Raw genomic sequence first — 24,874 nt, forward strand, 5'->3', positions numbered from 1 at the left:
AAAAATATCTGTTTTAACCAGGTCTATTCATCCATGATATGGCTTAAAGGGTTCGTTCGGATAAAAAGTATGGCTGGCATTACGCTGCGACACATTGAAATCTTCCACGCTGTGGTCACCGCCGGTAACCTTACCGAAGCCGCCGCTATGCTGCATACTTCGCAGCCCACGGTCAGCCGCGAACTGGCCCGCTTTGAACAACTGGCGGGCCTGAGATTATTCGATCGGGTACGCGGGCGATTGCACCCCACCGTGCAGGGCTTGCGACTGTTTGAAGAGGTGCAGCGTTCCTGGTACGGACTGGACAGAATTATCAATGCGGCGGAAGGGCTGAGGCAGTTTCGCCAGGGTGAATTGTCCATCGCCTGTCTGCCGGTATTTTCTCAGTCGCTGCTGCCGCTGTTTTGCCAGCCCTTTCTGCAACGCTATCCGGATGTGAGCCTGAATATCATTCCTCAGGAATCCCCCTTGCTGGAAGAATGGCTCTCTGCTCAGCGCTACGATTTAGGTCTGACGGAAACCCGACAGACGCCAGCCGGAACAGAACGCACCGAGCTGTTTACCGGTAATGAAGTTTGCGTCCTTCCCGAACATCATCCGCTGGCAGACCGTGAATGCCTGACGCCGGAAGATTTTGCGGGCCAGAACTACATCAGCCTGTCCCGCACCGACAGCTATCGCCAGCTTCTGGATAACCTGTTTCATGAAAAAGGCGTGCAACGGAGGATGGTGCTGGAGACGCACAGCGCCGCTTCGGTCTGTTCGATGGTCAGAGCCGGTGTTGGCGTGTCGATAGTGAATCCGCTGACGGCGCTGGATTATGCCGGCAGCGGTGTGGTGATTAAAAGGTTCAGCATTGAAGTGCCTTTTACCGTCAGCCTGGTCAGGCCACGGCACCGTCCCTCTTCCGCGCTGGTTGAGGCCTTCTGTGCGCATTTGCTTGAGCACATCAGCCTGGTCAACCAGCGTCTTACAGCGGCGCTGGCTTAAGCGTTGACAGGGTGCGCCTGCCCACGGGAGGTCCGGAACGTGATCAGGCAAAGCACCAGTCCGCCTGCCGCCAGCACGGCAGCAACAACCGGCACGGCTGTCAAACCATAACCGCTGCCGATCACTGCCCCGCCCGCCCAGGCACCAAAAGCATTGCCCACGTTAAACGCAGAGATATTGAGGGTCGAAACCAGATTTGGCGCTTCTTTACCATGCCGTACCACATTGATCTGCAAACCCGGCACGGTGGCAAAAGTCGCCATTGCCCACAGAAACAGTGTCAGCTCAGCCAGCCACAACGCATGGCTGGTCCAGCTGAACAGCAACGAGAACACCGCAATCAGCGAGAAACTCAGGATCAGACTCAGCGACAGCTTTCTGTCCGCCAGCTTCCCACCCAGAATATTCCCCACCGTCAGACCTCCGCCAATCAGGAACAGCGTCCAGCTCACCCCTTTATCGCTGATACCGGTGACTTGCAGCAGCAGCGGCGCGATATAACTGAACAGCGCAAACATGGCAGCAGCAAAAAACACCGTCATCAACAGTGACAGCCAGAGTTTGCCATTCGCCAGAGCACCAATCTCGCTGGCAAGGTCAACCGGCTTCTCATCCCGGTTGGTTGGCAGACTGACAATCAGCGCAATAAACGCCAGCACGCCAATCACTGAAACGCCCCAGAAGGTGGCGCGCCAGCCATATAACTGACCAAACCAGGTGCCTAAGGGAACACCAAGCACATTCGCCAGCGTCAGGCCGGTAAACATCAGCGCAACCGCTGAAGCCTGCTTGCCCGGCGCGACCAGGCTGGCAGCCACCACGGCCCCAATGCCGAAGAAAGCACCGTGACACAAAGCGGTAATCACACGAGCGGCCATCAGCAGGTTATAGCTGTATGCCAGCGCACAAAGAATGTTACCTATGATGAAAATCACCATCAGCAACATCAGCGTACGTTTGCGCGGCAGTTTCGCTGTCAGCAGAGCCATAATGGGCGCACCAATAGCCACACCCAGTGCATAGCCGCTGATCAACCATCCCGCGGAAGGCAGGGTCACATGAAGATCCCCAGCCACTTCAGGCAGTAAGCCCATAATGACAAATTCCGTGGTGCCAATGGCAAAGGCACTTAACGCCAGCGCCAGCAAGGAAACAGGCATGTCACACTCTCCAGTAAAATTGTATAAGGCTTAAAGCCGGCATTGTCAGGCAGGATAAAAATTTGATCCAGGTCACAGTGATAATTAAAGCACAGCACTCTACCTGCTCCTACCTCGGGATTGGCAAAGGTCTTTTGCAGGAGAATCAATAATCAGCGCATTGCGGTCGAAATCGTCTTCACTACCCTCCGGACGAGTGGGTAAATAAAAGCCGCTCAAATGCCACTTTTACGAAATCTTTATCGACTATGGGTTGCTTCAAAGGCGGGTTGCATAATACTTTCTGAACAATCACCGGTGCGAAAGGTCTTAACAGTTCAGGTTCTTAACCGGGTTAATTCTGTTCTGTAAGAAAAAAACAGACTTTGGACTAAGAATTAATGGTTAAAGTTATGCGATGACAGGCCGATACCTCAACGGGATTTAACGGGCTTTTTGCTGTGCTTGATCGATTCACTACCGGAGAGAGAAGATGCGACTTGCTTGTTGCCTGCTGGCGTTACTGATTAGCGGCTGCTCTGTAGGAAAATATGAGTACAGCAGAGAAGCTGAGAAAAGAGTGGATATGACCGTCACCGGTATCCCGACCGTGCTGGGCGTCGGCACACTCGGCACCACCATTCCACTGACGTCTGAGTACAGCCTGACCGCAGCGCACGTAGCCAAATTCTCGTTATATCGCGTTAAGGCTTACCACCCGGAGTGCGATCTTGCCGTGGTCTATCATAAAAACAGTGATTTCACGCCACCGCAGTTCCGCAATGGCCATATCGGCGACAAAATTAATCTCTACGGCTACAGTTTTATCTCCGCGATGCCCGTGGCCTCCAGCGGCACCAACCTGGTTAACACCGGTCTGAAAAATGACTGGAATAAGGTGAGTTGTGTGGTTGTGGCATCCGATGCGGGCGTGGTGAAAGGTATGTCTGGCGGTGCCGTCTATAACACTTCAGACGACTCGATTGGTGGCGTGATTGTGGGCTACTCCAGCCGCATCAACGATCTGAAAACGGGCAAGTTGCTTTATAAAGATGTCTCTTTATATGTGCCTTATGCCCGGTTCAAAGATTGGCTTGATACGGCTATAAAATCCTGATCTCCACGCCTGCAACAGGGAGCCAGTAGCTGTACTGGCCGACATAATGCCCACGGCTATAAGCGTGCTCGTGACTCATCAGACCAGGGCTTATCATGCTCAAGCGTGCTCATTACTCATCAAGCATAAAAGCTACCGCTGCAGAAGCGTGGATTGACGTGGTGTTAAACACCGGTACAGAGCAATCCTCAGCCTTAAGCAGCAGACCAATCTCAGTACAGCCAAAAATGATGCCCTGCGCGCCCTGGGCAACCAGCCCGGCAATGACTTGTTGATAGTAACGTTTTGCTGTCGCAGTGAATTCGCCCCGGCAAAGCTCTTCAAAAATAATGCGGTTCACTTCCGCTCTTTCAGCGGCTTCCGGCACCAGCGTTTCAATGCCATATTCGCTGCTCAGCCTGCCACGATAAAAATCCTGCTCCATGATATAGCGCGTGCCCAGCAAGGCTACGCGAGTCATACCGGCCTGCTGAATAGCTTCCGCCGTGATGTCAGCAATATGCAAAAATGGCAGCCCGCTTTGCTGGATAATGGGATCCGCGACTTTGTGCATGGTATTGGTACACAGCACTATGCCTTCTGCCCCGGCTTTTTTCAGCGCCAGGGCCGCATCTGCCAGCATCTGCCCGGCCTTATCCCAGTCGCCGCTTGCCTGACAGGCTTCAATCTCATGAAAGTCCACGCTGTACAGCACCAGCTTCGCCGAGTGCAGCCCGCCGAGCTGCTGTTTGATCCCTTCATTGATCAGACGATAGTAAGGCACGGTGGATTCCCAACTCATGCCGCCAATCAGTCCCAGTGTTTTCATTATTCTGCCCTTTTACGCGTAAAATAGATTCCCTCCACTATTCCGTATTCCACGGCAGGGATCAATTCACCGCTCAGAACACGAGATTGCGCCCACAAAAAAGGGGCGAATCACTTCGCCCCTCTGTTGCACAACCTTACCGGTATTATTTGCCGGTTGGACGCAGTGCCGGGAACAGGATCACATCGCGGATAGTGTGGCTGTTGGTAAACAGCATCACCATACGGTCAATCCCGATGCCCAGACCCGCTGTCGGCGGCAGGCCATGCTCCAGGGCGGTAACGTAGTCTTCGTCATAGAACATCGCTTCGTCATCGCCCGCATCTTTGGCGTTAACCTGCTGCAGGAAACGCTCAGCCTGATCCTGCGCATCGTTCAGCTCCGAGAAGCCGTTACCGATTTCACGACCACCGATAAAGAATTCGAAGCGGTCAGTGATTTCAGGGTTGTGGTCATTACGACGCGCCAGCGGAGAGACTTCAGCCGGATATTCAGTGATGAAAGTAGGCTGAATCAGATGGCTTTCTGCCGTCTCTTCAAAGATTTCGGTCACGATGCGGCCCAGGCCCCAGCTCTTCTCAATTTTGATGCCCAGCGACTGCGCGACAGTAGAGGCTTTATCAAAATCATCCAGATCGGCGAGGTTGGTTTCAGGGCGGTATTTCAGGATCGCTTCTTTCATGGTCAGCTTTTCAAAAGGCTTACCAAAATCGAATTCCTGATCGCCGTAAGGCACCACGGTGTTGCCCAGAATGTCCTGTGCCAGGGTACGGAACAGGCTTTCGGTCAGCTCAATCAGATCTTTGTAATCCGCATACGCCATATAGAGTTCCATCATGGTGAACTCTGGATTATGACGCGGTGAAATCCCTTCGTTACGGAAGTTACGGTTGATCTCGAACACGCGATCAAAGCCGCCAACCACCAGACGCTTCAGATAGAGTTCCGGCGCGATGCGCAGGTACATATCGATATCCAGCGCATTGTGATGGGTGATAAACGGACGGGCAGAAGCGCCGCCGGGGATCACCTGCATCATTGGCGTTTCCACTTCCATGAAGTTGCGGTTAACCATGAAGTTACGCACGCCAGCCATGATCTGCGAACGGATCTGGAAGGTTTTACGGGATTCTTCGTTGGCGATCAGATCCAGATAACGCTGACGGTAGCGGGTTTCCTGATCGGCCAGGCCGTGGAACTTGTCCGGCAGCGGGCGCAGGGCTTTGGTCAGCAGACGCAGTTCGCTACAGTGGATCGAAAGTTCACCGGTCTGCGTTTTGAACAGCTTGCCGCGGGCACCGAGAATATCGCCCAGATCCCACTTTTTGAACTGCTCGTTGTAGATGCCTTCCGCCAGATCGTCGCGGGAGACATAAAGCTGAATACGGCCACCCACATCCTGCAGCGTCACGAAAGAGGCTTTACCCATGATGCGGCGGGTCATCATACGACCGGCCACGCTCACTTCGATCCCCAGATCGATCAGCTCTTCTTTCGATTTTTCATCGTACTCAGCGTGTAGCTGGTCTGAAAGGCTGTCGCGGCGGAAATCATTAGGGAATGCCACGCCATTTTCACGCAGCACGCTGAGCTTTTCGCGACGTGCTTTCAGTTCGTTATTCAGCTCAAGTGCGGTATCAGCGCCCTGCGGTTGTTGTTCAGACATGTCAGTTCCTTATAGCCCTGCTTTCAAGCTTGCTTCAATAAATCGGTCCAGATCGCCATCCAGCACCGCCTGGGTATTACGGGTCTCAACGCCGGTACGCAAATCTTTGATACGTGAGTCATCCAGCACGTATGAACGGATCTGGCTGCCCCAGCCGATGTCAGACTTGTTGTCTTCCAGCGACTGTTTCTCAGCATTTTTCTTCTGCATTTCCAGCTCGTACAGCTTCGCCTTCATCTGCTTCATCGCCTGGTCTTTGTTCTTGTGCTGAGAACGGTCATTCTGACACTGGGTCACGGTATTGGTCGGGAGGTGAGTAATACGCACCGCCGACTCAGTCCGGTTAACGTGCTGACCACCCGCGCCAGAGGCCCGGTAAACGTCAATACGCAGGTCGGCCGGGTTGATTTCGATATCAATATCGTCGTCGACTTCCGGATAGACAAATGCGGAACTGAAGGAGGTATGACGGCGGCCACCGGAGTCAAACGGGCTTTTACGAACCAGGCGATGAACGCCGGTTTCGGTACGCAGCCAGCCAAAGGCATAATCACCCATGATGCGCAGCGTGGCCGATTTGGTGCCCGCTACTTCACCTTCAGATTCTTCAATGATTTCGGTTTTGAAGCCTTTAGCTTCGGCCCAGCGCAGATACATGCGGACCAGCATTCCCGCCCAGTCCTGAGCCTCGGTGCCGCCAGAACCTGCCTGGATATCGATGTAGCAGTCTGCACTGTCATACTCACCAGAGAACATCCGGCGGAACTCTAGCTCGCCGAGCTTTTTATCCAGCACGTCGAGTTCGGCAATGGCTTCGTTGAAGGTATCTTCGTCGTCAGCTTCTACAGCCAGCTCCAGCAGACCCGCGACATCTTCCAGCCCCTGCTCCATCTGATCCAGGGTTTCAACGATCGCTTCCAGCGAGGAGCGCTCTTTGCCCAGCGCCTGTGCGCGCTCGGGTTCGTTCCAGACGTCAGGCTGCTCCAGCTCGGCGTTAACTTCTTCTAAACGTTCTTTCTTGGCATCGTAGTCAAAGATACCCCCTGAGAACGCCACTGCGCTCAGAGAGATCCTGAATTCGGTTCTTTACCGGATTAATTTCAAACATGATTTTAGAATCTTTTAGGGACATGAATGTAACGGACAAGTTTAACTGAAATTGGCTGCGGATTGTAGCGTTGAAGCGGGGGCATTTTGCGCCGGGAAGCAATAGCTGCCCCGGCACAGATAACCCGGTGTCTGCCAGAGTGGGAAGTTAATCCACTTCAGGCAGACCGCCAGTTATCAGAGGGGCCAGAGATGATCGATAATCAGCTGAACGTTACGGTTGCCGCGAAACTCATTGATATCCAGTTTATAGGCCAGCTCAACCTGCCTGACGCTCGGGTCTGGCCACAGTTTGGTGTCGATGTTGAAGGCAATGCCGTCCAGTAACGGGCCGCCGCCAAGGGGTTCGACCATCACTTTCAGATGACGCTCGCCGACCAGCCGCTGCTGGATAAGCTTGAATTTGCCGTCAAACTGCGGCTCCGGGAAGGCCTGGCCCCAGGGTCCGGCTTCACGCAGCAGCTCTGCCGTCGGCAGCGTCAATTCCTGCGCCATCAGCTCGCCATCGGACCAGACCACGCCCTGAAGCGCTTCTGCATCCAGCCACTCTCCCACCAGATCGCCAAAGTGCTGACGAAACTCGTCAAACTTCTCTTCCTGCAGCGACAGCCCGGCTGCCATCGCGTGACCGCCAAACTTGATGATCAAACCGGGATGCAGCGTATCCAGCCTTTCCAGCGCATCACGCATGTGCAACCCGGCGATGGAGCGGCCTGAGCCCTTCAGCGTGCCATCACCGGCAGGAGCAAAGGCGATAACCGGGCGGTGAAAACGCTCTTTCAGCCGCGAGGCCAGAATACCCACCACGCCCTGGTGCCACTCTGGGTGATACATCGCAATCCCCAGCGGCAGGGCTTCACTGCTGCGCTCCAGCGCATCACAGAGTGCCAGCGCCTCGGTCTGCATTCCCTGTTCAATTTCTTTACGCGTCTGGTTCAGCGCGTCTAATTCGCTGGCCAGCATTCTGGCCTGGGCAATATCTTCACTCAGCAACAGCGCCACGCCAACTGACATGTCATCCAGCCTGCCAGCCGCATTAAGCCTGGGGCCGAGCGCAAACCCTAAATCGCTGGCCGCCAGTTGCCGGGCATCGCGATTGGCAATTTCCAGCAGCGCTTTGATGCCTGCCCGGCACTTACCGGCGCGGATACGACTCAGCCCCTGCCAGACCAGAATGCGGTTATTAGCATCCAGCGGCACCACGTCTGCCACCGTGCCCAGCGCCACCAGATCCAGCAGTTCCGCCAGGTTTGGCAGCACTTCAACACCGCTGTCCCGCAGGCGGGCGCGCAGTGCGAGCATCAGGTAAAACGCCACGCCCACTCCCGCCAGAGAACGGGAAGGGAATGCACAATCCTCAAGATTGGGGTTAACGATGGCTTCAGCATCCGGCAGCGTTTCGCCAGGAAGGTGGTGATCGGTAATCACCACCCCGATGCCTTTTTCGTGCGCCAGCGCCACACCCGCGTGCGAGGAAATACCATTATCCACGGTGACAATAAGCTGAGCACCGCGCGCCGCGGCCTGCTCTACCACTTCCGGACTCAGGCCATAGCCATCATCGAAACGGTTGGGTACCAGGTATTTGATATTGCGGCCGCCCATGCTGCGTAGCGCCAGCACGGTCAGGGCAGTGCTGGTTGCGCCATCGGCATCAAAGTCGCCAACAATCATGATGCAGAGGTTGTCGGCCAGCGCTTTTTGCAGGATCTCAGCCGCCAGCGCTATACCGGAAAGCGACTGGAAGGAGTGCAGATTTTTTGCCCCCCGCTCCAGTTCATCGGCCTGACGAACCCCCCGATGCAGATACAGACGGCGTAATAAAGGATGAAGCGTTGCGGGGAGTTCATCCCCCTCCACCACCTGGCGACGGCGGAGTTCTGTCGGGTTGTTTACCACACTCAGCCGCCTGCTTTCTGACTATCAAGTAACTGTTTCATCTCTTTCGGCCCCTGATAGCCCGGGATCATCATGCCGTTCTGCAGCAGAATTGCTGGCGTGCCCTGGATGCCGTACAGGATCCCCAGTTTGTAGTGCTGGGAGAGATCGATTTTGCAGTCAATCGGGGAAATATCGCCGCCGTTCATCGCAGTAGTGAAGGCTTTTTTCGGATCGGCGGCACACCAGACAGATTCCATGTTTTTCGCTACCTGGCCATTCATCCCTTCCCTTGGGAAAGCGAGGTAACGCACGGTGATGCCTAATGCATTGTAGTCAGCCATCTCTGAGTGCAGCTTGCGGCAATAGCCACAGGTGATATCGGTGAATACCGTGATCACATGCTGCTCTTTCGGCGCTTTATACACGATCATCTCTTTGCTGAGCGCCTCGACCTTTTTCTCCAACAGCTTGTTGGTGACGTTCACCGGCTGGCCACCGCTGACATCATACAGCGGCCCCTGAATAAACTGTTTGCCGTCTTCCGTCACGTAGAGCACACCGCTCTCAGTCAGCACGGTTTTCATGCCGGGCAGCGGCGAGGGCTGAATTTCAGTCTGCTGCAAACCTAATTTTTTCAGCGATTGCTGAATAGCCGCATCGTCAGCGTGAGCCAGGCCGGCGATTGTCGTCATCAGCAAGGAAAATAACAGGTAATGCTTTTTCATCGATTTGTCCTTAAAAGCCTCATTCGCGGGCCGTTTGTCGCAATCCGTCACGTCAGGCGCGGGGATGATGCTGTTGATGTAACTGCCGCAGCCGCTCGGTGGCGACATGCGTATAAATTTGCGTGGTCGAAAGATCGCTGTGCCCTAAAAGCATTTGTACTACCCGCAAATCTGCACCGTGATTCAGCAGATGGGTGGCAAAAGCGTGGCGCAGAACGTGAGGTGAAAGCTTCTCGCTGTCGATCCCTGCCAGTGTGGCGTAATGTTTGATCCGATGCCAGAAAGTTTGCCGGGTCATCTGCCTGGCCCGGCTGCTGGGAAACAGCACATCCAGCGTCTGGCCGTTGAGCAGCCAGGGACGGCCATACTCCAGATACTGCTCCAGCCAGTGAACGGCCTCTTCGCCAAGCGGCACCAGGCGCTCTTTGTCCCCTTTACCAATTACCCGCACCACGCCCTGCCGCAGACTGACATTATTCAACGTCAGGGTAACCAGTTCGGTGACGCGCAGCCCGGTGGCATACAGCAGTTCCAGCATCGCTTTATCACGCAGTTCAATGGGCTGTTCGACACTGGGTGCCTGCAGCAGGCGATCAATCTGCGCTTCGCTGAGATCTTTGGGCAGCCGCTGGGGCAATTTGGGCGAGGCCAGTAAAGCGCTGGGATCGTCGTCGCGCAGTTTTTCGCGGTAGAGATACTGGAAAAGCCGGCGCATCGCGCTTAACAGGCGGGCCGAACTGGTGGCTTTATAGCCGCCCTCCACTCTCTCTGCCAGAAAGCCCTGCAGATCGACAGCATCCACCTTAAGCAAATTTGACGCATTGTGCTTCAGCCATTCAGCCAACGACATCAGATCGAGGCGATAGGAGGCCACCGTATTTTCAGCCAGATTGCGCTCTATCCACAAGGCATCAAGAAATTGATCGATCAGATCGCTGTCCTGCACGTCTTCCCCTTTCACTGACTAAGGTCGGCCTACTACGCCGCTGAGGCTCAATTCTGATATAATCCGCGCCATTGCACCAGGTCAATTGAGTTATCGGATATGAATATCGGTCTTTTTTATGGTTCCAGTACCTGCTACACCGAAATGGCAGCAGAGAAGATCCGCGATTTCATCGGCGAGGATCTCGTCACCCTGCACAATCTGAAAGACGATGCGCCGCAGTTGATGGAGCAGTATGACATGCTGATCCTCGGCATCCCAACCTGGGATTTCGGCGAACTCCAGGAGGACTGGGAGGCGATCTGGACCGAGCTGCCTGCGCTGAATTTACAGGGTAAAGTGGTGGCACTTTACGGCATGGGTGACCAGGGCGAATACAGTGAATGGTTCCTGGATGCGCTGGGAATGCTGCACGATGTGCTGACCCCGTCAGGCGTTAAATTTGTCGGCTACTGGCCTAATGAAGGCTATGAGTTCACCAGCAAAAAACCGCTGACCGCAGACGGTACGCAGTTTGTCGGGCTGGCGCTGGATGATATCAATCAGTTTGAAGCTACCGACGATCGCATTGCTCAGTGGTGCGAACAGATCCTCACGGAGATGGCCGATACGCTGTAAATGCTGTCAGCCTGGCATCAAAAGTTGCTGGCGCAGTTGGCGCCACTCTTCTTCATCCATGCTGTCACGCAGTAGCCAGAGTTTCTCTTTCTCACCCGCTGGAGTGCGCAGCGCCAGTAAAATGGCCTGGCGTGTCATCCAGGGGCGGCCACAAATCTGCCATCGCTTCTGCCGCCAGTGCACCTGCCTGTTTTCCAGCAGTGAGATATCACCTTCGCGACTGCGAATACGACGCTGGCTGCGCACGCATTCAAACACCACCAGCGTTAACAACATCACCCATACCACCGTGAAGCTGGCAGGCCAGGGAGCCAGTAACAGCGCAAGGACCACCACGCCGTGCAGCACTAAAGAGAGCCACTGCGCACGCCATGAGATCCGCAGATCAGAGTGCCACAGGGCCACGTTGCTGATTTCGCTGTTGGATGAGATGCACAATACGCTTCAGTTCAGCATCATCCGGCTCACCGTGATTCATCAGCCAGTTAAAGAGGTCAGGATCGGGGCTTTCCAGCAGACGCACAAACTGCTGCTTGTCGTGGTCGTTCAGCGAATCGTACTCAAATTTAAAGAACGGCATGATGGCGATATCCAGTTCAAGCATACCCCGGCGGCACGCCCAGTGAACCCGGGCTTTATTAGTAATATCCATGTTATCCATCGTCAGTCAGTCAAACAGGGGGCCAGTGTAGCGCTTTTTTAACCTGATGTTGATGGCGTAGTTGTCAGGTTGCGTATAGCTTCTGAAAGCAGGCGCAAACGTTGCAGGGTTATCACGCGATTTGTGCCTCCTTTTCAGGAAACAGGTTGCAAAGCCAGTGGGCTCTTTTAACATGAAAGGCATAGCTTCCCTATTCAGGATGGAATCATGCCGACACTCTCTTTCCCACCCCGTCATCCCACGGCCTCTTCTCGCCTGCCGCTCACGCTGATCTCGCTGGAAGAGTGGGCGCTGGTGACGGTTACCGGCGCCGACCGCGTCAGCTACCTGCAGGGTCAGGTGACGCTGGATATCGCCGCGCTGGGAACCAACAGCCATCTGCCTGCTGCACATTGTGATGCCAAAGGTAAAATGTGGAGTAATCTGCGTCTGTTTCACCGTGGGGAAGGACTCGCCTATCTGGAGCGTCGCAGCCTGCGGGATAACCAGATTACCGAACTGAAAAAATATGCGGTGTTCGCTAAAGTGACCATTCAGGCTGACGATCAGGCCGTGCTGCTGGGCGTTGCGGGTTTTCAGGCCCGCTCAGCGTTGAGCAATTTCTTTGAGCAGTTACCCGATGCAGAAAATCCGGTAGTGCAGCAGGATGACACCACGCTACTGTGGTTTGCTTCTCCCGCTGAACGCTTTCTGCTGGTCACCAGCGAAGAGAAGGCTCAGGCTTTGCGACAGGGGCTGGAAGGCGAAGCGCAGCTGAATGACAGCGCCCAGTGGCTGGCACTGAATATTGAAGCGGGATTCCCGGTTATTGATAGCGTGACCAGCGCACAGTTTATCCCTCAGGCAACCAACCTTCAGGCGCTGGACGCCATCAGCTTTAAAAAAGGCTGTTATACCGGTCAGGAGATGGTGGCCCGAGCCAAATTCCGGGGTGCTAACAAGCGCGCACTTTACTGGCTGGCAGGCACCGCTGGTCATCTCCCTGCTGCGAATGATTCGCTGGAAATGAAGCTGGGTGAGAACTGGCGGCGGACTGGCACCATCCTTTCTGCCTGCCAGTTAGATAATGGTGAAGTGTGGGTTCAGGCGGTGTTGAACAACGATTTGGAGCCGGAAACTGAACTCCGCGTTCAGGGTGATGATGGCGGCAAACTGGCTATTCAGCCGTTGCCCTATTCGCTGACTGAGTAAAAATTCAAGGGGCCGGATGGCCCCTTTTTTACTTCACGTAGAGGTAAATTGCCAGGAAGTGACAAACGCTGCCGCCCAGTACAAAGCCATGCCAGATGGCGTGATTGTAGGGAATGCGTTTTGAGACATAAAAGATTACCCCCAGCGAATAGATGATCCCGCCCGCTGCCAGCAGCCAGATCCCGCCCGGAGAGAGCTTCAACGCCAGCTGATAAACCACAATCAGCGAAAGCCAGCCCATCAGCAAATAGGTAATCACCGACAGGGCTTCAAAACGGTGCACAAAAGCCAGCTTAAACAACACGCCCAACAGCGCCAGGCTCCAGATCACTGCCATCAGCCCATGCGCCAGCGGCGACTTCAGTCCAACCAGCAGAAACGGCGTGTAGGTGCCGGCAATCAGAATATAGATCGCACAGTGATCCAATTTTTGCAGCCAGAGCTTGGCAGCAGGATGAGGAATAGCATGATAGAGAGTGGAAGCCAGAAACAGCAGGATCATACTGCCGCCGTACAGGCTGTAACTGGTAATAGCGATGGCGCTGGCCTGGCTGGCTGCGGCCTGAGTCAGCATCAGCACCAGACCCACAATGCCGAAAATAAAACCAATACCGTGGCTGATGCTGTTAGCCACTTCTTCCGCCAGCGAATAGCCGGCCGTAACAGTTTTCATGGTCATAAATGGGGGAGACTCCCTGCCCTGCACGGGCTTGTATTCTTGCTTAACCGGGCTATTAAAATGACAACAGCAAACAGATTATTGTCGCTTCGACCAAATAGTGAACATTACCAGCCTAACTGAGAATAATTTCAGAGTACACATGTAAGCTTAAAATAATCTGTGAAGGGGTGTAACACTGACTTTAAGGCGGGATTTGCCGGGCCGTTTCCCTTACACTGGTTGCCAAATTTTTTCTTCATGGAAGTGTCGAGGCCGCCATGTCCGGGAATGTATCCGTATTAGATTTCGGTGAAATGACAGACGTTATTCAGTTTCTGATGGAGCTGGATAAACTGAAAAGTGTTGAACGCCGCACCAGACTTATTGGCAATGCGCGCCATGAGAATTCGGCAGAGCATAGCTGGCAGCTCGCCGTAGCCGCCATGAGCCTGGCACCCTATTCCGGTATGCAGTTAAATGTGCAGCGCGTGGTGCAGATGGCTTTATTGCATGACGTGGTGGAAATTGATGCCGGTGATGTCATGGTTTATGACCTCGCCGCACGCGAGTCGATTCAGGCGCAGGAAGTGGCCGCTGCCGACCGTATTTTTGCCCTGCTTCCCGCCGCGTTATGCGATAAATTCCGCGCGTTGTGGGATGAATATGAAGCCGGTGAAACGCCCGAAGCCCGCTTCGCCAATATGCTCGATCGCGCTCTGCCTATTATTCAGAACCTGCACAACCAGGGACAAAGCTGGAAAGAGAATCAGATCCGCCTTGAACAGGTTGTCAGCCGCAACGCGCTTATTGCCCGGGAGTGGCCAGCGCTGTGGAATCACCTTAAACAGCATCTGGACCGGGCGCATCAACAAGGCTGGCTGCTGTAATGTTTACCCATCACAACCTCGCCACCCTCAACAGTCTGGAATTACAGGTTTATAATTACGCCATTAAAAATCGCGATAAGGTGATGTATATGACCATTCGCGAACTCTCGGATGCGGCGCAGGTTTCCACCACCACCGTGCTGCGTTTTTGCCGCAAAATGCACTGTGAAGGCTATTCAGAATTTCGCATCCGTTTCAAACTCTATCTTGAACAGGAACAGCAGCAGCCAGGCTATTCCGGAGTCAGTGAAATCGTCAGTTTTTTTAAAAGCATTAACAATGAAGAGTTTGAAAGTTTAATTGATCAGGCGGTTAAGCATCTGGTGCGGGCCGAACGAATTATATTCGTCGGTGCCGGAACATCAGGTACGCTGGGAAAATATGGCGCAAGGTTTTTTCCAACATAGGGAAATTCAGCAATTATATTGATGACCCCTATTACCCTGTTAACAGTGATATGTATAAAGAGGCCGTCGCCATTATATTATCGGTTTCAGGTGAAACGCCGGAAATAATTCGCCTGGCCAGTCAGTTTAGTTTTCATCAGTGCCAGGTGATCTCGATCACTAATAATGATAACTCCTCGCTGGCTAAAATGGCCGATTTCAATCTTTCCTACCATATGCCGCAGCTGCTGGTCTCCGGCGAGTACGATGTCACTACTCAGGTGCCTGTTATCTATATTCTGGAAACCATTGGTCGCAGGCTGGCTGGCAAGCTGAAATAAAAAACACCCTGTTTTTTCCATGTAACAAATCACATCAGCGGTGATTTGTTATATCGTGACAATATTCCATTCCTTGTTAAACTCGCGGTAATAATAAAAAACCCATAGCTTACCTGGTATTTCATCCGGGAAGCAAAGGTACCCTACCGAGGAGAACCGCATGGCTCTGAATTATGCTCAGTCCGCAGTGGAAATAATCAATCTGATTGGTGGCAGCGACAACGTGATCAATGTCACACATTGTGCCACCCGGCTGCGGTTTATATTAAAGGAACGTGAAGAGGTCAATAAAGAACAATTAAAACGGGTGGAAGGCGTTATTACCGTTATTGAGGCCGGCGGCCAGCTTCAGGTGGTAATTGGCAATCACGTGGGTGAAGCCTATCAGGAAGTGTTAAAAAGGGTCAGCGTGGATGAAAATGCCGCTGTTTCTGCGCCCAACGTTGGCATTGTCAGCAGACTGATGGATATTATCTCCAGTATCTTTGCCCCTTTCCTCTATCCTCTGGCCGCCTGTGGTGTACTGCAGGGGATCTTATCGCTGGTAACGGCGCTGGGCTGGATGGATCAGGCCAGTGGCGCTTACCGCATCCTCAATTTTGTTTCCTGGACCGGATTTACCTTCCTGCCCGTCATGGTGGCTTTTACCGCCGCGAAGAAATTCAACGTTAATCCGTTCACCGCCGTGATTGCCGCCTGTGCGCTGGTCAGTCCTGACTATATGAACATGCTGACGGCCAATAAGATCCTGCTGGCGAACTCTGCCGATCCGGCAATGCAAATGCTGATGAAAGAGGCAGTGAACAATCCGGAAATTGCGAAGGTGCTGGCTGAAGTGGCTGGTGTGCCGGTTAACGCGCCAGCGCTGGAGTTCTTCGGCCTGCCGGTGAAATACCTGAGCTACACCGCTTCAGTTATCCCGATCATTCTGATGGTCTGGGTGATGTCTTATATCCAGCACTTTTTCGAACGCGTGCTGCCGTTAGTGATCCGCAATCTGTTCACCCCGATGTTCTGTATTGCCATTATGGTGCCGCTGACCCTGCTGGCTTTCGGCCCGGTAGGCAATGCCATTGGTGGGGCTATCGGCGGTGTTTATAACACGCTTTATGGCCTCAGCCCGGTTATTGCAGGCTTTGTGGTGGGCGCATTGTGGATGCCGCTGGTCACGCTGGGTGTCCACTGGGGGATTACGCCAGTGACGGTAGGCAACTACGCCACCCTGGGCTACGACACCTTCACCGGGCTACAGGCCTCGGCGGTGTTTGCCATGGCGGGGGCCACCTTTGGCGTCTGGCTCAAGGCGAAAGATCAGGAGATGAAGCGGGTCTCTCTTTCAGCCGGAATGACCGCGCTGTTTGGCATCACTGAACCTGCCATTTACGGCGTGGCCCTGCGGCTGAAGCGCCCGATGATTTGCGGCTGCCTGGCCGGGGCTATCGGCGGTTCGGTGGCCGGGTTCTTTAATGCTGTCTCCTGGAGCTACTGCCTGCCAGGGATTGCCGTGCTGCCGGTGTTCTTTAAAGAGGGGCATATGCCGCAGTTTATCGGCTTCCTGATCTCGATCGGCACGGCATTTATGCTGGGCGTGATCTTCACCTGGTTCGCTGGATTCAAAGAACAGCCTGTCAGCACCACAACGTTGAAGCCTGCAAAGGCGTGATTTATGGGGCAGCCCCGCTGCCCGGGATTTCTATTAACCAGAAGGATGGGATTGATGAGCACACATCAGCAGTTACCAGAAGATTTCCTGTGGGGAGGCGCTGTCGCCGCGCATCAGGTTGAAGGCGGTTGGGATCGGGGCGGAAAAGGCGTGAGCATTGCCGATGTCCTTTCCGGCGGCGCGCATGGCGTTGATCGCGTGATGACGGATGGCGTGCAGGAGGGATACAGCTACCCCAATCACCAGGCCGTGGAGTTTTATTCACACTACAAACAGGACATCGCCCTGTTCGCTGAGATGGGCTTCAAATGCTTCCGGACCTCCATCGCCTGGACCCGCATTTTCCCCAACGGCGATGAGCAGGAGCCGAACGAGGCTGGCCTGCAATTCTACGACGATCTGTTCGACGAACTGCTGAAGCACAACATCGAACCGGTGATTACCCTTTCCCATTTCGAAATGCCGTATCACCTGGTGAAAGAGTACGGCGGCTGGCTTAACCGCAAAGTGGTGGATTTCTTTGTTCGCTTCAGCGAAGTGGTGCTGGAGCGCTATAAAAACAAAGTGAAATACTGGATGACCTTTAACGAGATCAATAACCAGAGAAACTGGAAATATCCTCTTTTCGGCTATTGCTGTTCCGGCGTGGTCTTTACCGATCACGAAAATCCTGAACAGGCGATGTATCAGGTGCTTCATCATCAGTTTGTCGCCAGCGCAAAAGTGGTCAGGCTGGGACATGAAATCAACCCGGAGCTAAAAATTGGCTGCATGATCGCCATGGTGCCGCTGTATCCCTGGTCCTGCCATCCGGACGATGTGATGCTGGCGCAGGAAGCGATGCGCGAGCGTTACCTGTTTGGTGATGTGCATATGCGTGGCTACTACCCGTCATATATTCTCAATGAGTGGGCACGTAAGGGTTATCACATCGAAATGCAAAGTGATGACCAGCAAATCCTGCAGGAAGGTTGTGCGGATTACATTGGCCTGAGCTACTACATGAGCAATGCGGTGCAGGCCAACGCCGAAGGCAGCGGCAGTGCGGTTTCAGGCTTTGAAGGCAGCGTGCCTAACCCTCACGTTAAAGCTTCCGACTGGGGCTGGCAGATTGATCCTGTGGGTCTGCGTTACAGTCTTGCCGCGATGTATGAACGCTATCAGAAACCTTTATTTATCGTGGAAAACGGCTTTGGCGCTATCGATAAGCCGGAGGCGGACGGACAGATCAACGATGACTATCGCATCGCCTATCTGAAAGCGCATATTGAGCAGATGAAGCTGGCGGTGTTTTATGACGGCGTGGAGCTGATGGGCTACACCCCCTGGGGCTGTATTGACTGCGTTTCCTTCACTACCGGGCAGTACAGTAAACGCTACGGCTTTATCCATGTGGATAAAAATGACGACGGTAGCGGCACGCTGAAACGCTCAAAGAAAAAAGCTTTGGCTGGTATCAGCAGGTGATCGCCAGTCATGGCGAGAAGTTGTAAAGCCTGAGTCAGTGTAGTGACTGGAATCGCTGAGAGTGCTGATGTACCCGAAGTCAGCCAGGTGCCCAAAAAACCGGGGATTTTTTCCCCGGTTCGGCTGAATCGCCTGAATGAATGACCTGGTTTCAGAAAGGAGCAAGTGCAGGCAATTCTGTCTCCCTGCAACAGGGTGCATTTTCAGCGGCCACCAGCGGCATCAATAAAAGTGCCGGTAATGTAGGAAGCCTCTTCGCTAAGCAGCCAGAGTATGGCCTGAGCAATCTCTTCAGGCTGACCGCCAGTGACTAATGCCATGTTTTTTTCCCATAAAAAAAGGGCACCTGATGTGCCCTTTAACCGTAGTCAATAATGCGGATTTATTCGTAGTCGCTCATCGGCACGCAGGAGCAGAACAGATTACGGTCGCCGTAAACATCATCAAGACGCTTCACGGTTGGCCAGTATTTGTTGTCGCTGCCTGCCGGGAATACGGCCAGCTCACGCGTGTAAGGATGCGACCACTCGCCTACGATTTCCATCTGGGTGTGCGGCGCATTCACCAGCGGGTTATCGTCCGCCGGCCATTCGCCTTCAGCCACACGGTCAATCTCGATGCGGATAGCCAGCATCGCATCAATAAAGCGATCCAGCTCAATTTTACTTTCGGATTCTGTTGGTTCAACCATCAGCGTTCCGGCAACCGGGAAGGACATGGTCGGTGCGTGGAATCCGTAGTCGATCAGGCGCTTGGCAATGTCCAGCTCGCTGATGCCGGTCTGCTCTTTCAGCGGACGAATATCAAGGATACATTCGTGCGCCACACGGCCATCACGTCCGGTATACAGAATCGGATAAGCCGACTGCAGACGGGTGGCAATATAGTTAGCATTCAGGATAGCTACGGAGCTGGCCTGCTTCAGCCCTTCGGCACCCATCATCCGGATATACATCCAGCTGATTGGCAGAATTGAAGCGCTGCCAAACGGTGCTGCAGAAACCGCGCCGTTCTGGGTCAGCACGCCATCAATCTGTACCACGCTGTGACCCGGAACAAACGGGGCCAGATGCGCTTTCACGCCGATAGGACCCATACCCGGACCGCCACCGCCATGAGGAATACAGAAGGTTTTATGCAGGTTCAGGTGAGAAACATCTGCGCCGATATAGCCCGGCGTGGTGATGCCCACCTGCGCATTCATGTTCGCGCCATCCAGATAAACCTGGCCACCAAACTGGTGAACGATCTGGCAGACTTCGCGGATTGTCTCTTCATACACGCCGTGAGTCGATGGGTAAGTCACCATGATGCAGGAGAGCGCTTCGCCCGTCTGCTCTGCTTTTGCACGCAGATCCTGCAGGTCGATATTGCCCTGCTTATCACAGGCAACCACCACCACTGACATCCCTGCCATCTGTGCCGAGGCCGGGTTGGTACCGTGCGCCGAACTTGGGATCAGACAGATGTTACGGCCGCCTTCGTTGCGGCTTTCGTGGTAGCGACGGATTGCCAGCAGACCCGCATACTCACCCTGCGCGCCTGAGTTTGGCTGCATACACAGGGCATCGTAACCGGTGAGCTGCACCAGCCACTGGGAAAGCTGGCCGATCATTTGCAGATAGCCGGTGGCCTGATCGGCCGGGCAGAACGGATGCAGTTCAGAGAATTCCGGCCAGGTGATCGGGATCATCTCTGCCGCCGCATTCAGCTTCATGGTGCAGGAGCCCAGCGGGATCATCGCCTGATTCAGCGCCAGATCCTTGCGTTCCAGGCTGTGCATATAGCGCATCATCTCGGTTTCGCTGTGATGACGGTTGAAGACCGGATGGGTCAGGATCGGATCCTGGCGCACCAGCGCGGCAGACAAAGAGGTGCTTTCAGCAGAAACACTGGCATCCAGCTCGTCGATATCCAGCCCGTGATTTTCGCCCAGCAGGATAGAGAACAGCGCCACAACGTCTTCACGCAGGGTGGTTTCATCCAGGGTGATGCCCACGGCATTGTGGATATCAGTACGCAGGTTCACGCCAAAGCTCAGGGCGCGATCCAGGATTGCGGCTTTATCGGCAACCTCAACGGTCAGGGTATCGAACCAGCTCTGATGATGCAGGGTCAGGCCGCCTTTTTGCAGGCCAGCCGCCAGAATGTCGGTCAGTCGGTGGATACGGGAGGCGATGCGCTTCAGCCCGACGGGTCCGTGGAACACCGCATACAGGCTGGCAATATTTGCCAGCAGCACCTGTGAGGTACAGATGTTGGAGTTGGCTTTCTCGCGGCGGATATGCTGCTCACGCGTTTGCATCGCCATGCGGTATGCCGTGTTACCTGCGGCATCGCGCGATACGCCAATGATACGGCCAGGCATGGAACGTTTGTGTTCATCACGCGCGGCAAAGAAAGCAGCGTGTGGGCCGCCGTAACCCATAGGCACACCAAAACGCTGTGCGGAGCCGAAGACAATATCAGCCCCAATCTTACCCGGCGCCTGCAACATTACCAGCGACATAAAATCGGCGGCGACGCTGACAATGATCTTGCGGCTTTTCAGCTCTGCAATCAGATCGGTATAGTCATGCGCTTCACCGGTAGTACCAACCTGCTGTAGCAGCACGCCGAACACGTCCTGATGCTCAAGCACCTTCTCAGCTTTATCCACCAGCACTTCAAAGCCAAAGGTTTCGGCACGGGTGCGCACCACGTCCAGCGTTTGCGGATGAACATCTTCAGCCACAAAGAAACGGTTGGCGTTTTTCAGCTTGCTGACGCGCTTAGCCATTGCCATCGCTTCAGCGGCGGCGGTGGCCTCATCCAGCAGCGAAGCGGAGGCAATATCCAGCCCGGTGAGATCCAGCGTCACCTGCTGGAAGTTCAGCAGCGCTTCAAGACGCCCCTGAGAGACTTCCGGCTGATAAGGGGTATAAGCGGTGTACCAGCCCGGATTTTCCAGCATATTGCGCAGGATAACCGGCGGCGTCAGAACCGGGGTGTAGCCCATGCCGATACAGGATTTATAACGCAGATTCTGACTGGCGATCGCCTTCAGCTCGGCAAGGGCCTGGTGTTCAGTCAGGGCATCGCCGACCGCTGGCGGGCTGGGCAGCTGAATGTCTGCCGGCACGATCGAGGCGATCAGGTCATGAAGTGAGCTGGCACCGGTGGCCTCAAGCATCGCAGCTTGCTGCTCCTGCGATGGGCCAATATGGCGTTCAATAAACGCGCCGGTATGTTCAAGCTGGCTGAGAGTCTGAGTCATTAGCGGTAAATCCTGAATCGGGCAGAGTAGGCATGACGGGAGGGATAGACCTCCCGTTAAGTTATGATTTATTCGTCAATACTGTCTTTGTACGCATCCGCATCCAGCAGAGAATCCAGTTCAGATTCGTTGCTGGCTTTGATTTTAAACAGCCAGCCTTCCGCATAAGGGGCGCTGTTAACCAGTTCTGGTTCGCCGTCCAGCGCGCTGTTCACTTCAACGATTTCACCGCTGACTGGCGCATAGATGTCGGAGGCCGCTTTCACCGATTCGGCTACGGCGCAGTCATCGCCCTGGCTGTAGGTGTTACCCACATCCGGCAGATCGACAAACACCATATCGCCCAGCAGTTCCTGCGCGTGTTCGGTGATGCCTACGGTGTAGATTCCGTCGGCTTCTTTACGCACCCATTCGTGGCTGTCACGGTATTTCAGTTCATTTGGCACATTGCTCATAGCCATGCTCTCCTGAGAAGTTATTGTTATCAGGCGACCGGTTTACCGGCGCGCACAAAAATCGGTTTGGTGACTTTAACCGGCATTTCCCGGTTGCGGATCTGCACGATAGCCTGCTCACCAATGCCAGCAGGAACGCGTGCCAGGGCAATGCTGTACCCCAAAGTGGGCGAGAAAGATCCGCTGGTGATCACGCCTTCACGCAGATTGCCTTCGCTGTCAGTAAAGCGTACCGGTAACTCATTACGCAGCACGCCCTTTTCGGTCATGATCAGGCCAACCAGCTGGTCGGTGCCTTTTGCACGCTGGGATTCCAGCGCTTCACGCCCGATAAAATTGCGATCTTCTGGCTGCCAGGCCACCGTCCAGCCCATATTGGCCGCCAGCGGAGAGACACCTTCATCCATCTCCTGGCCATAAAGATTCATGCCGGCTTCCAGACGCAGCGTATCGCGCGCGCCCAGTCCGGCAGGTTTAACGCCTACGGTCAGCAGCTTCTGCCAGAATTCAGCAGCCTGCTCGTTTGGCAGCGCAATCTCGTAGCCTGCTTCGCCGGTGTAACCGGTGGTAGCGATAAAATAATCACCTGACTGGACGCCAAAGAACGGCTTCATTCCGGCGACGGCTTCACGCTGCGCATCATCGAACAGCGTCTGCGCTTTAGCCTGAGCTTGCGGCCCCTGCACGGCAATCAGTGACAGGTCATCACGCACCGTCAGCTCAATGCCATAGGAGGTAATATGTTCGCCTATCCAGGCCAGATCTTTTTCGCGGGTTGCGGAGTTAACCACCAGCCGGAAAAAGTCCTCGGTCATAAAGTAAACAATCAGATCGTCAATTACGCCAGCAGAAGCATTAAGCATGCCGGTATAAAGTGCTTTGCCGGGCTGGGTCAGTTTGGCGACATCATTGGCAAGCAGATAGCGCAGGAATTCACGGGTGCGGGTACCACGCAGGTCGACAATGGTCATGTGCGACACGTCAAACATGCCGGCGTCAGTACGGACTGCATGATGCTCATCCATCTGGGAGCCATAATGCAGCGGCATCATCCAGCCATGGAAATCCACCATACGCGCGCCGCAAGCCTGATGCTGTTCGAACAAGGGGGTCTGCTGAGTCATATCATTCCTGTACTGATAAAGTTGTCAGGCGCCTGCTTCCTCCCGGGACGCAAACGATAACCTGGCTCTGAACTTACCACCGAACGCGGTGATTAACCATAAGTTAAACGGGGTCGAATCATTTCGGTGCAGAGCGGATCCACAAGTAAGTTTCCAGAATTTTTCACCAGAAATCTGCGTCAAACCGCACAGATTCGGCAGCCGACAGGGAAAAATTCAGATTAAAAATAGTGAATTAAGCAGTAAGGGATAAATAATGCCTGCAGGGAAATAAATTATGCATTATTAAAAGTAATGCGAACAGCGCGGTAAAATTAGAATTTTTCAAACGATGATCCAAAATGGGGCAACGCCGGGAAGAGGGCGAACGGGGAGTTTGACGGGGAGTTTGAATTGAGGCTGGGCTTTAGACCTGAAGGCGAAAAAAGAACTGATGCCGCCTGCCAGAGACAGGAAGAATACCGGGTTCGCCCTCAGATTGCTGACGAACCCTGAAGCTCAGGGCGAACACTGAGGTCGCCCTCAGATTGCTGACGAACCCTGAAGCTCAGGGCGAACACTGGGGTCGCCCTGAGAACGGGCTATTTCAGCCACTCCGGTAGATCGTTCAGCCCCATTGCCTGCTTCAGCAAACGAGGTTTCACTCCGGGAAGGGAATCAGCCAGGCTCAGGCCAATATCCCGCAGCAGTTTTTTGGCCGGATGACTGCCGTTAAACAGCTCACGGAAGCCCTGCATTCCTGCCAGCATCATTGCCGCACTGTGCTTGCGGCTGCGCTCATAGCGTCGGAGGTAAAGATGCTGACCAATGTCTTTGCCCTGTCGGTGCAGGCGTTTCACTTCGCCAATCAGCTCTGCCGCATCCATAAAGCCCAGGTTCACGCCCTGCCCCGCCAGCGGATGAATGGTATGAGCAGCATCACCCACCAGCGCCAGACGGTGCGCGGCAAAGTTACGCGCATAGCGCCCCATCAAAGGAAACGTTTTGCGCTCGCTTTCTACCGCACACAGCCCCAGACGAAGATCGAAAGCCACTGAAAGCTGCTGATTGAATATATCGGCTGGCATCGACTGCAATCTGGTGGCTTCCTGCGGTGGCAGTGACCAGACGATGGAGCTGAGATGAGGATCGCTCAACGGCAGGAATGCCAGAATGCCGTCACCGTGGAAAACCTGACGGGCCACAGCATCGTGAGGCTTTTTAGTGCGGATATTGGCAACCAGCGCATGGTGATCGTAATCCCAGAATGCCAGCGGAATATCGGCTTTATTGCGCAGCCAGGAGTTAGCGCCATCCGCTGCAACCAACAGACGAGCGCTCATCATGGTGCCATCATTCAGGGTGACAAAAGCTTCGTTATCACCAAACGCCACCTGCTGAAGTTCAGCTGGCGCAATCAGCGTGATATCGCTGAGCTCACTGGCTTTTTTCCACAAAGCCTGGTGAATGACCGCGTTTTCGATAATGTGCCCAAGATGGGCCAGCCCCTGCTGACCATCATCAAAAGCGATATGACCAAAACTGTCACGATCCCAGACTTCCATACCGTGATAAGCGCTGGCGCGAGCGGCCAGGATGGCGGTCCAGACATCAAGATGCTGGAGCAGACGTTCACTGGCGGCATTGATCGCGGATACGCGCAGGGCGGGCGCTTCACTGACAGAAAAGTCCTGCGCTGGTTCACGCTCCAGCACGGCTATTTTCATGCCGCTGCCCTGAAGCCCACAGGCGACGGCCAGTCCAACCATACCGCCGCCCGCGACGATAACATCATAGGTTTGCATC

The 24,874-nt window shown here is 54.3% G+C and carries 20 protein-coding genes and 3 pseudogenes; 8 read left to right on the top strand and 15 right to left on the bottom strand.

Annotation, left to right across the window (positions count from 1 at the left end; all coding sequences use genetic code 11):
* Positions 1 to 69: 69 nt before the first annotated feature.
* Positions 70 to 990 (top strand): LysR family transcriptional regulator, encoded by a 921-nt coding sequence (locus tag VRC33_RS18295; protein ID WP_338557992.1) that lies wholly within the window; start codon positions 70 to 72, stop codon positions 988 to 990.
* Here the strand turns inward: VRC33_RS18295 and VRC33_RS18300 are convergent.
* Positions 987 to 2,150, bottom strand: coding sequence for an MFS transporter (locus VRC33_RS18300; protein WP_338557995.1), 1,164 nt, complete (start codon positions 2,148 to 2,150; stop codon positions 987 to 989). The two genes, VRC33_RS18295 and VRC33_RS18300, sit on opposite strands and share 4 nt — an antisense overlap.
* A 472-nt stretch (positions 2,151 to 2,622) precedes the next feature.
* Between VRC33_RS18300 and VRC33_RS18305 the strand changes: the two genes are divergently transcribed.
* Positions 2,623 to 3,246, top strand: a complete 624-nt coding sequence (locus VRC33_RS18305; RefSeq protein WP_338557998.1) for a serine protease — start codon at positions 2,623 to 2,625, stop codon at positions 3,244 to 3,246.
* A gap of 112 nt (positions 3,247 to 3,358) precedes the next feature.
* Here VRC33_RS18305 and VRC33_RS18310 read toward each other — a convergent pair whose 3' ends face one another.
* The 6 genes from VRC33_RS18310 to xerD all read right to left on the bottom strand — a co-directional run bounded on the left by VRC33_RS18310 (position 3,359) and on the right by xerD (position 10,379).
* Positions 3,359 to 4,054, bottom strand: coding sequence for an amino acid racemase (locus tag VRC33_RS18310; RefSeq protein ID WP_338558001.1), 696 nt, complete (start codon positions 4,052 to 4,054; stop codon positions 3,359 to 3,361).
* Between the two features lie 145 nt (positions 4,055 to 4,199).
* Entirely contained in the window at positions 4,200 to 5,720 is a 1,521-nt protein-coding gene (lysS, locus tag VRC33_RS18315; protein WP_338558006.1) for a lysine--tRNA ligase, read from the bottom strand.
* Positions 5,721 to 5,729: 9 nt separating this feature from the next.
* A protein-coding gene (prfB, locus tag VRC33_RS18320; RefSeq protein WP_338558011.1) for a peptide chain release factor 2 occupies positions 5,730 to 6,828 on the bottom strand; the annotation gives its coding sequence in 2 pieces (ribosomal slippage) (positions 5,730 to 6,752 and positions 6,754 to 6,828; 1,098 coding nt in all).
* A gap of 176 nt (positions 6,829 to 7,004) precedes the next feature.
* Positions 7,005 to 8,726 (bottom strand): single-stranded-DNA-specific exonuclease RecJ, encoded by a 1,722-nt coding sequence (gene recJ / locus VRC33_RS18325; protein WP_338558014.1) that lies wholly within the window; start codon positions 8,724 to 8,726, stop codon positions 7,005 to 7,007.
* 2 nt (positions 8,727 to 8,728) lie between these two features.
* Complete coding sequence (dsbC, locus tag VRC33_RS18330) at positions 8,729 to 9,433, bottom strand: bifunctional protein-disulfide isomerase/oxidoreductase DsbC (RefSeq protein WP_338558019.1); 705 nt, start codon at positions 9,431 to 9,433, stop codon at positions 8,729 to 8,731.
* 52 nt (positions 9,434 to 9,485) lie between these two features.
* Positions 9,486 to 10,379 carry a site-specific tyrosine recombinase XerD gene (gene xerD / locus VRC33_RS18335; RefSeq protein WP_338558024.1) on the bottom strand — a complete coding sequence of 298 codons (894 nt, stop codon included), beginning with the start codon at positions 10,377 to 10,379 and terminating at the stop codon, positions 9,486 to 9,488.
* A gap of 99 nt (positions 10,380 to 10,478) precedes the next feature.
* Between xerD and fldB the strand changes: the two genes are divergently transcribed.
* Complete coding sequence (gene fldB / locus VRC33_RS18340; RefSeq protein ID WP_338558028.1) at positions 10,479 to 10,997, top strand: flavodoxin FldB; 519 nt, start codon at positions 10,479 to 10,481, stop codon at positions 10,995 to 10,997.
* Between the two features lie 6 nt (positions 10,998 to 11,003).
* On the opposite strand, the gene VRC33_RS18345 is transcribed toward fldB, so the two are convergent.
* Positions 11,004 to 11,402, bottom strand: coding sequence for a protein YgfX (locus tag VRC33_RS18345; RefSeq protein ID WP_338558033.1), 399 nt, complete (start codon positions 11,400 to 11,402; stop codon positions 11,004 to 11,006).
* Positions 11,383 to 11,649 (bottom strand): FAD assembly factor SdhE, encoded by a 267-nt coding sequence (sdhE, locus tag VRC33_RS18350; RefSeq protein WP_338558040.1) that lies wholly within the window; start codon positions 11,647 to 11,649, stop codon positions 11,383 to 11,385. The genes VRC33_RS18345 and sdhE overlap by 20 nt, the downstream gene beginning before the upstream one ends.
* Before the next feature lie 216 nt (positions 11,650 to 11,865).
* Between sdhE and ygfZ the strand changes: the two genes are divergently transcribed.
* Positions 11,866 to 12,849: a tRNA-modifying protein YgfZ gene (ygfZ, locus tag VRC33_RS18355; RefSeq protein ID WP_338558042.1), complete on the top strand. Its 984-nt coding sequence runs from the start codon at positions 11,866 to 11,868 to the stop codon at positions 12,847 to 12,849.
* Positions 12,850 to 12,877: 28 nt separating this feature from the next.
* Here ygfZ and VRC33_RS18360 read toward each other — a convergent pair whose 3' ends face one another.
* Positions 12,878 to 13,528, bottom strand: a complete 651-nt coding sequence (locus VRC33_RS18360) for a hemolysin III family protein (protein ID WP_338558046.1) — start codon at positions 13,526 to 13,528, stop codon at positions 12,878 to 12,880.
* A 260-nt stretch (positions 13,529 to 13,788) separates the two neighbouring features.
* Between VRC33_RS18360 and VRC33_RS18365 the strand changes: the two genes are divergently transcribed.
* The 4 genes and pseudogenes from VRC33_RS18365 (at position 13,789) to VRC33_RS18380 (ending at position 18,280) form a co-directional block, all read left to right on the top strand.
* The gene (locus VRC33_RS18365) at positions 13,789 to 14,397 is read left to right on the top strand and encodes an HD domain-containing protein (protein WP_338558051.1); all 609 of its coding nucleotides are present in this window, start codon (positions 13,789 to 13,791) and stop codon (positions 14,395 to 14,397) included.
* Positions 14,397 to 15,124, top strand: a pseudogene (locus VRC33_RS18370) (MurR/RpiR family transcriptional regulator). Before VRC33_RS18365 ends, VRC33_RS18370 begins: the two are co-directional and overlap by 1 nt.
* A 160-nt stretch (positions 15,125 to 15,284) precedes the next feature.
* Positions 15,285 to 16,787 (top strand): PTS transporter subunit EIIC, encoded by a 1,503-nt coding sequence (locus VRC33_RS18375; protein ID WP_338558054.1) that lies wholly within the window; start codon positions 15,285 to 15,287, stop codon positions 16,785 to 16,787.
* Between the two features lie 54 nt (positions 16,788 to 16,841).
* Positions 16,842 to 18,280, top strand: a pseudogene (locus tag VRC33_RS18380) (6-phospho-beta-glucosidase).
* 177 nt (positions 18,281 to 18,457) lie between these two features.
* On the opposite strand, the pseudogene VRC33_RS18385 reads toward VRC33_RS18380, so the two are convergent.
* The 5 genes and pseudogenes from VRC33_RS18385 to ubiI form a co-directional block, all read right to left on the bottom strand.
* Positions 18,458 to 18,559: pseudogene (locus tag VRC33_RS18385) on the bottom strand (SDR family oxidoreductase); the annotation flags it as partial.
* Positions 18,560 to 18,636: 77 nt separating this feature from the next.
* Positions 18,637 to 21,510 carry an aminomethyl-transferring glycine dehydrogenase gene (gcvP, locus tag VRC33_RS18390; RefSeq protein ID WP_338558059.1) on the bottom strand — a complete coding sequence of 958 codons (2,874 nt, stop codon included), beginning with the start codon at positions 21,508 to 21,510 and terminating at the stop codon, positions 18,637 to 18,639.
* 68 nt (positions 21,511 to 21,578) lie between these two features.
* On the bottom strand, positions 21,579 to 21,965 hold the full coding sequence (gcvH, locus tag VRC33_RS18395; protein WP_338564351.1) for a glycine cleavage system protein GcvH: 387 nt from the start codon (positions 21,963 to 21,965) through the stop codon (positions 21,579 to 21,581).
* Between the two features lie 29 nt (positions 21,966 to 21,994).
* Positions 21,995 to 23,089, bottom strand: a complete 1,095-nt coding sequence (gene gcvT / locus VRC33_RS18400) for a glycine cleavage system aminomethyltransferase GcvT (RefSeq protein WP_338558063.1) — start codon at positions 23,087 to 23,089, stop codon at positions 21,995 to 21,997.
* A gap of 581 nt (positions 23,090 to 23,670) precedes the next feature.
* Positions 23,671 to 24,873: an FAD-dependent 2-octaprenylphenol hydroxylase gene (gene ubiI, locus VRC33_RS18405; protein ID WP_338564353.1), complete on the bottom strand. Its 1,203-nt coding sequence runs from the start codon at positions 24,871 to 24,873 to the stop codon at positions 23,671 to 23,673.
* Position 24,874: the final 1 nt, after the last annotated feature.

It is taken from the genome of Erwinia sp. E_sp_B01_1 (genome assembly GCF_036865545.1).
GTDB lineage: Bacteria > Pseudomonadota > Gammaproteobacteria > Enterobacterales > Enterobacteriaceae > Erwinia.

What these genes read in the sequence shown, in the direction of transcription:
- VRC33_RS18295 (WP_338557992.1), top strand. Translation starts at nt 70, where the DNA reads ATGGCTGGCATTACGCTGCGACACATTGAAATCTTCCACGCTGTGGTC.
- VRC33_RS18300 (WP_338557995.1), bottom strand. Translation starts at nt 2,150, where the DNA reads ATGCCTGTTTCCTTGCTGGCGCTGGCGTTAAGTGCCTTTGCCATTGGC.
- VRC33_RS18305 (WP_338557998.1), top strand. Translation starts at nt 2,623, where the DNA reads ATGCGACTTGCTTGTTGCCTGCTGGCGTTACTGATTAGCGGCTGCTCT.
- VRC33_RS18310 (WP_338558001.1), bottom strand. Translation starts at nt 4,054, where the DNA reads ATGAAAACACTGGGACTGATTGGCGGCATGAGTTGGGAATCCACCGTG.
- lysS (WP_338558006.1), bottom strand. Translation starts at nt 5,720, where the DNA reads ATGTCTGAACAACAACCGCAGGGCGCTGATACCGCACTTGAGCTGAAT.
- dsbC (WP_338558019.1), bottom strand. Translation starts at nt 9,433, where the DNA reads ATGAAAAAGCATTACCTGTTATTTTCCTTGCTGATGACGACAATCGCC.
- fldB (WP_338558028.1), top strand. Translation starts at nt 10,479, where the DNA reads ATGAATATCGGTCTTTTTTATGGTTCCAGTACCTGCTACACCGAAATG.
- sdhE (WP_338558040.1), bottom strand. Translation starts at nt 11,649, where the DNA reads ATGGATATTACTAATAAAGCCCGGGTTCACTGGGCGTGCCGCCGGGGT.
- ygfZ (WP_338558042.1), top strand. Translation starts at nt 11,866, where the DNA reads ATGCCGACACTCTCTTTCCCACCCCGTCATCCCACGGCCTCTTCTCGC.
- VRC33_RS18360 (WP_338558046.1), bottom strand. Translation starts at nt 13,528, where the DNA reads ATGACCATGAAAACTGTTACGGCCGGCTATTCGCTGGCGGAAGAAGTG.
- VRC33_RS18365 (WP_338558051.1), top strand. Translation starts at nt 13,789, where the DNA reads ATGTCCGGGAATGTATCCGTATTAGATTTCGGTGAAATGACAGACGTT.
- VRC33_RS18375 (WP_338558054.1), top strand. Translation starts at nt 15,285, where the DNA reads ATGGCTCTGAATTATGCTCAGTCCGCAGTGGAAATAATCAATCTGATT.
- gcvP (WP_338558059.1), bottom strand. Translation starts at nt 21,510, where the DNA reads ATGACTCAGACTCTCAGCCAGCTTGAACATACCGGCGCGTTTATTGAA.
- gcvH (WP_338564351.1), bottom strand. Translation starts at nt 21,965, where the DNA reads ATGAGCAATGTGCCAAATGAACTGAAATACCGTGACAGCCACGAATGG.
- gcvT (WP_338558063.1), bottom strand. Translation starts at nt 23,089, where the DNA reads ATGACTCAGCAGACCCCCTTGTTCGAACAGCATCAGGCTTGCGGCGCG.
- ubiI (WP_338564353.1), bottom strand. Translation starts at nt 24,873, where the DNA reads ATGCAAACCTATGATGTTATCGTCGCGGGCGGCGGTATGGTTGGACTG.